This is a genomic window from Caballeronia choica, from assembly GCF_001544535.1.
In the GTDB taxonomy this organism is placed as follows: Bacteria; Pseudomonadota; Gammaproteobacteria; order Burkholderiales; family Burkholderiaceae; genus Caballeronia; species Caballeronia choica.
The window spans coordinates 1-539 of record NZ_FCON02000632.1 but is presented as its reverse complement, the minus strand read 5'-3'; the positions used below and the strand labels follow the sequence as shown (position 1 = coordinate 539).

Sequence of the window (539 nt, the reverse complement as noted above, 5' to 3'; positions counted from 1 at the left end):
GCGACGCTCGTCGCGCATGGCTTCACGACCGTCGTCATGAAGCGCTCGATCATGACCGAGAAGATCGCGCGGCGCGGGTATCACATCTACCGCGAGTACGGCGTCGATCCGCTGGAGCGGCATCACGTCGACGAGGTCATGTCGCGGACGGTGCAGACGATCGACGCGGACCTGACGGTGCGCGAGGCGCTCGCGACCTTCTTCGGAGAAAAGCAGGGCCATCGCGCCTATCCGGCGGTGCGAGGCGAAGCAGTGATCGGCATGGTCGATCGGGCGATGCTCGAACGCGACCCTGCTTCGAGCGTCGGGGATGCCTTGCGCGGCGGGGTGCCCGTCGTCGCGCTGCCTGGCGAGACCTGTCGGCTGGTCGCGACGCGACTTGCCGTGCATGGGCTCGAGCGGCTGCCGGTCGTGGCGGACCAGGAAACGCGGCGGCTCGTCGGGATTGTGTCGCGCAGCGACCTGGTCAAGCCGTCGCTCGCTCACTTCGACGAGGAGCACAAAAAAGAGCGCTTTCGACGGATCCACCCGCAGGGATT

The 539-nt window shown here is 67.0% G+C and carries 1 protein-coding gene; it reads left to right on the top strand.

Going from position 1 to position 539, the window contains the following annotated elements; translation table 11 throughout:
- Positions 1–539: CBS domain-containing protein (locus tag AWB68_RS46070; RefSeq protein WP_125483348.1), on the top strand; the 539-nt coding region annotated here is incomplete at both ends.